The organism is Lacticaseibacillus hulanensis (assembly GCF_004010095.1).
Classification (GTDB): domain Bacteria; phylum Bacillota; class Bacilli; order Lactobacillales; family Lactobacillaceae; genus Lacticaseibacillus; species Lacticaseibacillus hulanensis.
On sequence record NZ_RRYD01000010.1, the window covers coordinates 50,729 to 59,809 of the forward strand.

The window sequence follows — 9,081 nt, forward strand, 5'->3', positions numbered from 1 at the left end:
CTTATTCTCCCTCGTCATTATGTGTTTCAGAACGTTTTCGATGCCATATACCAATAATAATTACTAACAAACCAATCCCCAGTATCGTGAGCCACGTGGCGCGGGCCGCCCCGGTCTGCGGCAAGAAACGCCTCAGCCTAGTAAAAATGCCCGTGCCCGGTAGCGGTGGTACCCCCGTATCCGGTGGCGTCTCCGGCTGCCGCACGTTGACCACGTTCATGGCCGGCACGGCGCTACTGAATTTGCCCGGAACCACCGTGAAAGTCACCGGATGCCGGCTTCGCACATACCCCGCCGGCGCCCGCACCTCAACCAGCGCGTACTTACCGCCCGTTAGCCCGTCGACGGAAAAACTGCCGTCGACATTACTGGTTAGTGTCACCAACTTTTCTTGCTGGTAACGACTTGTTATTCCCCCCGAAACAACTTTCCACTGATTATGTTGCTGCTGACGCGTCAAATACTCGCCAGCTTGGTTGCGAATCACGAACTGCGCACCCGCCAGCTTGCGGCCATTGCGCGCATCAACCTTGACGAACCGCTGACCACCCGTGGTCACCGGCTTTGCGCCCTCGTTTTTCGGGTACAAATCAATTCTTCTAGACGTTCCCAGTGGCAAAGCGACCACCAAGTTTTGCGCAACCCGCACTCCTCTTGGGACGCGCGTTTCGCGGAACAGGTACACAGCGTAGTGGCCGTGGCTACGCAGTGGTAGTCGCGCGAACATCGCCACGCCCTGCCCCGTGGTGGTCACTGTGGCCACGGGACTGGCCGCCACGTAATCCGGTGCCGCGATTTGCTCCTGCGCCGCCGCCATCTGGTCCTTGGTCTGCGGGTTTTGCGTCCAAAAATCGGTGGTGACGTCGTACGCCGTGAAGGTCACCCCGTTAAGTGGCTCCCCGCCAGCAAACGGGTTCGTCTGCCCGTCGTTTGCCGCCGCATCCGGCATTGTGCCCGGAGCAAACAGTAACTTGTGCAGCGCGATGTCCACCGTGGCTGGCTCCACCACCGCCTGTCCGCGCACCGGCGCGCTCGCTAGAAGGCAGGTGAGCAGCGCGGCCAGCGCAACCGCCGCAATACAAATTCGGTGCAATGTTGACCGCATCTACCTCACCCCCTTAGCTCTGCGTAAGTGTAAGGCAAGCAGGCTTAGTGCTAGGCTGATTAGCCCTGGCAGCAGCCACGGTGTGCGCCCACCACCGCCCGTATGTGGCATCACCGGCATCGCGGAGTTGGTCCGCGTCAGTTGCAGTACCGGTTCAGCACCAGTGCTTCCCGTCAGCTTGTAGCGTTTGCCCGCGAAGGTGGCGTAATAGCCATCCGCGGACAGGTCATCGGGCTCAATCACAAGTTCGTAGGCCTGTTCATCGCGCACATAGCCATTTGGCGCCGTGATTTCCTGAATGTAATACTTCTGATTCGGCGTCCACTTCATGCCGGTAAAATGCAGCCGGCCCTGCGCGTCAGAAGTCGCTTCTTGGCTCGTTTGGTCCGCCATCACCTGGCCATCTTGCAGCTGCGTTCCGAGGCGATACTTGGCGCCGCGTAACGGTTCCTTGCTCTGCCCGTCAATTTTTTGCAGCAAAATACCAAAACTCGGCGGGGTGTAGGTATTGGTAATGGTGGCGCCACTGCCAGCAGCTTGGCTCGTTGCCGCGTAACCCGTGACGGCAACTTCCTTGACGAAGTATTGCAGCGGGCGGCCAACCGGTGCGTTTTTCGGCAGTTTCTTCCATGAATAGGTCCAGTTATTCGCAGCGCTCAGCGTCACAGGGTCGCCCACGGTCACCGCAGCAGGGTTGGCGCCGTCGTTCTTGGCGTAAAGCTGCACCTTGATTGTCGCGGGGCGCTTGCCCAGATAGTTACCGTGATCCTGCCACTTCTTGACGACCGTATAGTCCGTCGTGTCAATCTGGTGCGTGTTCGTGACGGTCAGGCCGTCTGCACTCACACTGGTTGTATATGCCGCCTTTGCCGCACCGGTTAGCGGCCGTTCGACAGCGCGGTAATGAATCAGCGAACCGTCCGGATTAAACTTCGGCAGGCCATCAACTTTGAACGTCTGCGTTTTGCCTGTCGCATCGACGTCCAGCGTGACCGTCTGCACTGGCGCATTCTGATCTGCGCTGGTGTCATCGTAAATATCAAAGGTGATTTGCTTTGGTCGCAAGCCGTCCCGGTTGCCGTCATCTGCCCACACCTTGGTGAACTCAATGTCAGTGGATTCAAGCCACGGGTTGTAAAAGTTGTGCGCCTCGGCACCGGCACGCTGGTGAAAGTTCCTTGCCATCACGTAGCCGTTCAGGTTCCCACCTTTGAATACAATTGTCGCTTGGGGAGCAAAGACGCTTCCGGCAACTGCGGTTGCGTGCGTATTGAAGTTGGCAAAGTACTTGGCGTCGTATAAGTCACTGCCATCACTGCCAACCGGATTGTCAGCGTTCTGGCCCGATGCACCGGCGTATATATCAGGTGCTTCAACCATCTGCTTCGTGCTGAAGTTAGTGATTTGCGTTGCGTTGGGCAAGTAAAAAAGCGAGTGGTTCGCAATGTTAGTCGCGGCCTTCGAGGAACTGTTGACGTCAACGAGTGCACCGTTGTACAGCGCATTGCTGCCGAACACAACCTTCTTCGCCTTGGTCGTGAAGATGATTTCCTTCAGGTTGGGCTGATCGATTAATTTATCGAGCCCGCTAACTTGAGGCATGAACACCATATCGCTACCGTCTTGCGGCTCAACATCAACGACGTACACATTTGGATCCCGGACACTTGGCTTGGCGGTAAAATTAATCGTCAACGTTTTGTCCTCGCCGGAAACCCCGCTCGTCGCCGAATAACTACCCTCATCTTTGGTTTGCGCAACGTAACCTTGAAGTCTGGTGTTCAGTGATTGCTCCTTCTTAATCATCGTTTGAAAAGTTGTCGCCATGTCACCGGCCGTCATGATTTTGACGCCCGCGTACGCATCGAAGTTTTGCTGAGTTATCCACCCATCATTCGCCTCTGAGGTAACCAGGTAGCCGTCGCGTCCACCCACGTGCAGACTACTGCTGGAGTAATTATGAATCTGACCGCTAAGCAGCAGCGCAATCCGGTTGCGATCCGTTATCGGCTGTCCAACATAGGTGCCGGCTGCACCCTTAGTCGCAAACATGGCGCCATAATTGAAGCCGCTGTCGGTGCCCTGCACCGATTTTGCGGGCACAAAAGACGAGCCCTGAATTGCCATTGCGCCTTCCGTGTCAGCACTGTCGGCGCTGTGGTTCCCGGTCAAAAACACGTTGTACAGGAACAGATCAGCCTCGTCGCCAGGATTTGCCATGTCGCGGGCCGAATCAAATGGTTCGATCTGATCCGGTGCCACCTGCGCGCTGCCCAACTGCAGCGGAGCAAGGAACACGCCGAACACCAGACACCCGATTAAAATAAGTTTAGTGAATTTTTGCCAACGCATACGCTTGCCTCCGTTCCCGTCGTGAAATTGGTATAGGTACAAATGCAAATGTCTATACAAATTTAAAACGGGAGCTAGCCTTTATTGTTGGCTAACTCCCGCAAATGATTGCTGCGGATTAAATGCAAAAAAATATGATACAGCGCCGAAAATACTGGCGTTGCAACTCTCCCCATTGGTTCCCCCGAGCCAACGCCTAGGAGGATAGCACGTGTAAAACGTTCTGGCAACCGGTCTATACCATTAAATAACGGGTAAAAATTGGTATACCTCAACGTCGATTCGCATGGCACTCTGTTTTCATAATGGGACCAGATAGGAACCACGACTGCTTTAAAAAACTGAAAATTATTTTATTTATGTCGTTAAAATCGATTATTTGTGACCTTATTTCAATTTTTGTCACAAATTACCTAACGGAATGAATTGTGACGTATTCGCACTTAGGTCAGCACGTTTACCCCGCCAAAATGGGTTTATGATAAAGCGTGCCTGCACGAATTACGGGGACAAATCAAAAAACCACCACGACTTTTGCCGTAGTGGTCTATACCTAAAATATTAAGATTAACAATGATAGCAGCTTCGATTAATAACGTTTACGCGGTCACGTTGGCCTTGTTTTCCCGGCGCAGCGCCCATAAGTTGAGGGCGGCCGCAATCAACATCAGTACCAGACCCAAGATCATGATGTTATGCAGCCCAGTGAACATGATGGTGCGCATCCTTGGCAGCAGGTGGACCGGCAGTGATGCGGAACTACCGGCATCGCTGAGCTTGTTCATCATCTTAATGGTGATGCGCCCGTCGCTTGCCGCAACCCCGCGCCGCAGCGCGTGGTTCATGATAATCCCGAAAATTGCGGTCGTGAACGTTTGACTCAGCATCCGAATCAGGTAGCTAAACGAGGTGGCCACGGGAACATCATCGAAGTCCGCGTCCTGTTGTACCTTGACCTGCAGCTCGTTGAAGCACATCCCGTTCCCAAAGCCCTCAAGCGCGGCCGCAACCAAGAGCCACCAGTAGGCCCCGTGCTGGCCCAGTAGGACCATGATGACGAACGTGAACACCAGCGTCCACGTTCCCAACGCGATAACCTTTTGTGGGCTCAGCCAGTTACGCAGCGGTGCGACCAACCCGGACCCACCAAAGTTGGTAAACGACCCCGGAATTTGTGTTGCCCCACCAATTAACGCGCTGGCGCCGAGTAGTGCCTGCGCCCACATCGGTGCGTACACAACAAAGGCCATGAACGCACCCCAGATGATGGTGAAGAGCAAAAAGTCGATGATTAAATCGCGATTTTTAAACAACCGTCCCGGAATAATCGGATCTGCCGCGCGCTTTTCAACGTGCACCAGGATTCCCAGCAAGATTGCGGCGGCAATAAACATCCCCGCCAGCGTGATTCCAGGCGTTGCGCCAATCATCTCGGTTCCCGACAACAGGAGTATCAGGCCGAGGGACAGGAAGACCGCGCCCGCGTAATCGACGGGCACAGATTTGTGCGCCCGCTTTTTCTCCTTGAAGAACCACTGGACCAAAATGGCCGAAGCCAGGCCAATCGGCACGTTGATGAAGAACACCCAGTGCCAGCCAAATGTATCCACAATCCAGCCCCCGAGTAGTGGGCCAATGATGGTGGCGGTGCTGAAGCTGGCGGACACGAGCCCGAGTACCTGCATTCGTTTGCGCGGATTAGCATACAGTTCGGCGTAAATAATGTACGGTAGCGACACCATGCCCCCATTGCCCAGCCCGGCGATGGCGCGGGTTATAATCAGAAACGGCATGTTCGGGGCAATCCCCTGCAAGAATGATCCAGCCACAAAGAACGTCGCTGCTAATTCATAAGCCAGTTTGTTGCCCATGCGCTCGCCCACCTTGCTCCAAAGCGGCGTGCTGATGGCGGTCCCGAGCAGGAAAATCGCCACAATCCAGCCCATGAGTTCAATCCCGTGCAGGTCGGCAATGATTGCTGGCATCGCCGTGTTGACGATGGTGCTATCGATGCCGCCCATTGCGTTGGACAAGAGCAACGCGAAGGTCACAATCACAATATTTCGTTTAGACACAGTCATACTTCTTTCTAGTTTTGCTAATTCATCGAATCATTTGCGCAAAGATGCACGTACACGCTGCAGCCCGTAAAACTTGCTGTAGCAGCAAAAGCGCCAATATCCATCTTGCACCGCGATGCCGTTTCGCACAAGTAGTCAGCACTATTTTCTGCAAATTTGCCTAAATTCATTGGCACTTGCCGTCAAATTAGCTATTCAGATATTGCTTATGGTGCGATAATATAATCATTAAGAATGTTCCAAATCAACGCGCGGCTTTCAGTATCACGCCAGACGCCAACCAGTCGCACCACACTAAGGAGATGGCATTATGGCCCGATACAGTTATTTTGCGCAACCAATCGAGAACATCTCGACGGGACGCATCATTCTTTACGAACTACTGCTACGGGAATGGAACAATGACCAGAAGCGTTGGCAAGTCCCGACTAACTTTGCCATCCCCGCTTCGACCATGGTCGACTTACTCGAGCAATCGGTGGCCGAGTTAAACGGTCCCCACGTCAGCATTAACTTAACCAAAGACCAGTTTGCTGACGCCAAATTCGCGCGTGCCATCACCAACTTTGTGAGCCAGAACATGGTGCCACGGCAATTGACCGTCGAGCTGGTCGACACGCCCGATTTGACCGTGCTGAAGAAAATGAGTGCGGCTTACCGGGCCGCCGGAGTGCTGCTCGCAATTGATGATGTCGGTTCCGACAACATGTACAGTGAAGTGAAAGACATGCTGCCGTACGTTAACACCATCAAGTTCGCCCTGCAAAACATGCGAGCACGCGGCTGCGCAACGACCAAGCGCGAGATAGAGGCCCTGCATTTCTGGTTCGAACAGGCCGAAGAACAGCAGATGCTCTTCACCTTCGAGGGCATTGAGACCAAGGAAGACATCGAATTAGCCACCCACTTCGGTATCAGCCGCGGCCAGGGTTACTTCTTTTCGCGGCCACTGTCACCAGAGATGTTTACAAAAGGCTCAATACACGCCGCATCATAAACCAAAAACCAGCAGCAAAACTTGCGAAACAATCCGCCAAGTTTTGCTGCTGGTTTTTTATTGCCTAATGGAACTATTGGGCCTGCGCCGGCCGTCTTCCCGCGCGGTTACTTTTTCTTGACGTCAAGGCGTTTGCGCAGCGCCTCCCGCCGCGTCCTTGCCTCCACCGCCAGTTTCTGCGGACCCTCTGCCCGAATGGCAGCAATGCGCAGGGCTGACAGCAAATCACCAAAAGCAGACCGCCACTGTTTGCGCACGCTCGGGTCAACCGTCTGGGCCTGCGCCAGCACCGTTTTGGCCGTTTCGGGAAAAGCCTGACCAGCAGCGTTCAAATCATCAATGTCACTAGCCGTCAGCACCGAAAACAGCGAATCAAGCACTTCCTGCCGGGCGCTCGGCGTCAGTTCCGCCAGCCACGCATCCACGGCGCGCTGTGTGTACCGCGCCGACCACCGCAACTTGGGCGCAGCCGCGAAGTGTCGCCGCTGCACGCGCCAGGTCAGCAGGTTGTGCTGGTTAATCCCGCCCGCGTTGCTTTGCACAATCGCGAAGTTCCGGTCCGGCTCCAGCAGCAGGCCAATGATGGTAGACTCCGGCACGAATTTGCGCACCTTTGCGCTGACGTGCACGGGAATGGTCTCCTTGAGGCCCGGCCCGTCAAAGTTAAACACCAGCTGCACCTGGGCCTGGACGGAACGCTTGCTGTGGAGCATTGAATACACCGCCAGATTGCCGCCCTTGGAGTGCCCACCAACGAAATATTGCCCGGGAAATTCCGCAACGCGCCGCTCGAGGTACCGCACCGCCAATTTTTGCGACGGTACCGCCTGCATGAAGGCCATGTTGAAATCTTCCTTCCAGTCAAGCAGCGTCGCCTGCGTCCCGCAATAGGCCACAAAATACTCGCCAGGTGTCAGCTCGAACGTCATCGCTCCGAACTGAAGCTCCGCGTCGGGATCCACGATGCGCACCAAGTTCGCCCAGTGAACGTCACGAAAACGCGCACTGGCAACCAGGGCAGCAAGCAAATCGTCGTTAGCCTCCTGCATCCACAAGCCGCGGGTCATAAGTGGCAGCAGGTTCGCCTCGCCGAGGGTTGCAAGCGTCGGGGTCATATCAGCCGGAACAAGTCCGTAATCCAGGTAGGTGAGCTGCGTAAAAATAGCCGCATCGATTGGATTTAAGCTCCGCCGGCTGAACGGAACATCGCCTTCCCGTTTGGCGTACTCAGTCAAATTGTCCTTGGTTTTCCGCATGCGCTCGCCCCCTTCTTCTGCCTAAATTGTAGCACAGGCGGCGCCGTTTCTGGGTTCATGCCGGAAGCTCATTCTGCCAGTAGTCGACAGCCTGAGCGCAAAAAAACACCAGCCATTATGCGTGGCTGGTGTTTTTCGAACCTGATGCTCTAGTGCTTAGTTCTCACGGCGTTTGAAGGCCGAAAGACCAATCAGGCTTAATCCTGCTGCGAGCAGACCAATAATGCTGAGTCCGCTGTTTTGCTTGTCGCCAGTTTGTGGCATCTGGCCACCGGTGCTTGGTAAGCTGCGCGTCGCGGCAGTACCGCTCGTCTTCGTGCTTGCCGCAGTCTTGTTGCTGGTGGCCTTTGGTGCAACCTTCGCCTTGGTGTCACCACCCGTGCTTGGCAGGGTAATCTGCTTGCCGCCGGTTACGTCGCTGCCTTCATCCGCATCGCCGCCAGTACTTGGCAGCGGAACTTGTGGCTGGTCATCCGTTGTTCCGTTCGTATCTGGCAGGTCAGTGGTTTCACTCGTGGTCGTTTCTGGAGTGTCAGTGGTTGGCTGGTCGTTTGCCTTGCTGTTCTCCAGATCCTGCTGCAGCTGGGTGATTTGATCGTTCAGCGTCGTGATACTGTTCTTCAGCTGGTTGATTTCATCGTCCTTTTCGGTCTTGGCACTGGTTGCGTCACCGAGCTGACTCTTCAGATCATTAATCTCATCGTTCAGCTTAGTAACATCAGCACCTGTGGCCGTTGCATCGTCGAGTTTGGTCTGCAGGTCGGTGATTTGGTCGGTCAGCTTGCTGATTTCGCCGTCCTTGTCGCCCGCGGTCTTGGTCGCATCGCCGAGCTGGGTCTTCATGTCGGTAATCTCATCGTTCAGCTTGCTAATCTCGCTGTCCGTTGCGCCGTTTGTCGCCGTTGCGTTGTCGAGCTGCGTCTTCAGCTGGTTGATCTGGTCGGTCAGCTTGCTAATCTCGCCGTCCTTGTCGCCCGCCGCCTTCGTTGCATCGCCGAGCTGCGTTTGCAGGTCGGTAATCTGGTTGGTCAGCTTGGTGATGTCGTCGCTCGTTGCCGCCTTGGTGCTCGTGGCGTCGTCAAGCTGCGTCTTCAGGTCGGTGATTTGGTCATTCAGCTTGCTGATTTCGCCGTCCGTTGTTGCCTTGGTGCTTGTGGCGTCGTCCAGCTGCGTCTTCAACTGGTTGATTTGGTCATTCAGCTTGCTGATTTCACCGTCCTTGTCGCCCGCCGCCTTCGTTGCATCGCCGAGCTGCGTTTGCAGGTCGGTAATCTGGTTGGTCAGCTTGGT

6 protein-coding genes are annotated in these 9,081 nt (G+C 55.1%); 1 reads left to right on the top strand and 5 read right to left on the bottom strand.

Annotated features, from left to right (window positions below; all coding sequences use genetic code 11):
• Nucleotide 1: 1 nt before the first annotated feature.
• From EKN00_RS03655 to EKN00_RS03665, 3 genes are all read right to left on the bottom strand, one after another.
• Nucleotides 2-1,105, bottom strand: coding sequence for a pilin N-terminal domain-containing protein (locus EKN00_RS03655; RefSeq protein ID WP_127848797.1), 1,104 nt, complete (start codon nucleotides 1,103-1,105; stop codon nucleotides 2-4).
• Nucleotides 1,106-3,457: a Cna B-type domain-containing protein gene (locus EKN00_RS03660; RefSeq protein WP_127848798.1), complete on the bottom strand. Its 2,352-nt coding sequence runs from the start codon at nucleotides 3,455-3,457 to the stop codon at nucleotides 1,106-1,108.
• 599 nt (nucleotides 3,458-4,056) lie between these two features.
• A complete protein-coding gene (locus EKN00_RS03665) occupies nucleotides 4,057-5,532 on the bottom strand; it encodes an MFS transporter (protein ID WP_127848799.1) in 1,476 nt (491 codons plus the stop codon).
• A gap of 316 nt (nucleotides 5,533-5,848) precedes the next feature.
• On the opposite strand from EKN00_RS03665, the gene EKN00_RS03670 reads away from it, so the two are divergent.
• A complete protein-coding gene (locus EKN00_RS03670) occupies nucleotides 5,849-6,535 on the top strand; it encodes an EAL domain-containing protein (protein WP_127848800.1) in 687 nt (228 codons plus the stop codon).
• Nucleotides 6,536-6,642: 107 nt separating this feature from the next.
• On the opposite strand, the gene EKN00_RS03675 is transcribed toward EKN00_RS03670, so the two are convergent.
• Complete coding sequence (locus EKN00_RS03675) at nucleotides 6,643-7,791, bottom strand: Mbeg1-like protein (RefSeq protein ID WP_127848801.1); 1,149 nt, start codon at nucleotides 7,789-7,791, stop codon at nucleotides 6,643-6,645.
• Between the two features lie 156 nt (nucleotides 7,792-7,947).
• Nucleotides 7,948-9,081, bottom strand: a 1,134-nt coding sequence (locus EKN00_RS03680) for an LPXTG cell wall anchor domain-containing protein (protein WP_127848802.1), incomplete at its 5' end; no start/stop codon positions are given.

Bases quoted from the DNA above. Each gene is read 5' to 3' on its own strand.
- EKN00_RS03655 (WP_127848797.1), bottom strand. From the start codon at position 1,105: ATGCGGTCAACATTGCACCGAATTTGTATTGCGGCGGTTGCGCTGGCC.
- EKN00_RS03660 (WP_127848798.1), bottom strand. From the start codon at position 3,457: ATGCGTTGGCAAAAATTCACTAAACTTATTTTAATCGGGTGTCTGGTG.
- EKN00_RS03675 (WP_127848801.1), bottom strand. From the start codon at position 7,791: ATGCGGAAAACCAAGGACAATTTGACTGAGTACGCCAAACGGGAAGGC.
- EKN00_RS03670 (WP_127848800.1), top strand. From the start codon at position 5,849: ATGGCCCGATACAGTTATTTTGCGCAACCAATCGAGAACATCTCGACG.